General features: G+C 50.5%; 2 tRNA genes and 1 rRNA gene. All 3 read right to left on the reverse strand.

Annotated features, from left to right (window positions below):
- Positions 1-174: 174 nt before the first annotated feature.
- Positions 175-248, reverse strand: a tRNA-Ala gene (locus tag J0A67_RS22595).
- 29 nt (positions 249-277) lie between these two features.
- A tRNA-Ile gene (locus J0A67_RS22600) sits at positions 278-351 on the reverse strand.
- Positions 352-409: 58 nt separating this feature from the next.
- Positions 410-527, reverse strand: a 16S ribosomal RNA gene (locus tag J0A67_RS22605); the annotation flags it as partial.

Raw genomic sequence — 527 nt, forward strand, 5'->3', positions numbered from 1 at the left:
GCTTATCACGTCCTTCCTCGCCTCTGAGAGCCTAGGCATCCCCCGTGCGCCCTTAATCACTTACTTCTACTTGTACTATCGCTAGTACTTCTGTTACAATCTCTACTTCAATATGTCAATGAACTTGGACCCCGTCGTTCAACAGGGTGGTGTGATGGAAAACCACCATTAATGTGGAGGATAACGGATTCGAACCGTTGACCCCCTGCGTGCAAGGCAGGTGCTCTAGCCAGCTGAGCTAATCCCCCTAATTTTATGAATTCAACTTGAATTGATGTGGGCTTGCGTGGACTCGAACCACGGACCTCTACATTATCAGTGTAGCGCTCTAACCACCTGAGCTACAAGCCCGACTCAAAATATCTTGAAATGTGCGAGAGAAAAAGCCCGGGAACGGGTGTCTTTCCAGAAAGGAGGTGTTCCAGCCGCACCTTCCGGTACGGCTACCTTGTTACGACTTAGCCCCAGTTACCGGTTCTACCCTAAACGGCTCCTATCCGGTTACCGCCTTCAGGTCTACCCGACTT

Origin of the sequence: Algoriphagus aestuariicola (assembly GCF_017254835.1) — a bacterium.
GTDB lineage: Bacteria > Bacteroidota > Bacteroidia > Cytophagales > Cyclobacteriaceae > Algoriphagus > Algoriphagus aestuariicola.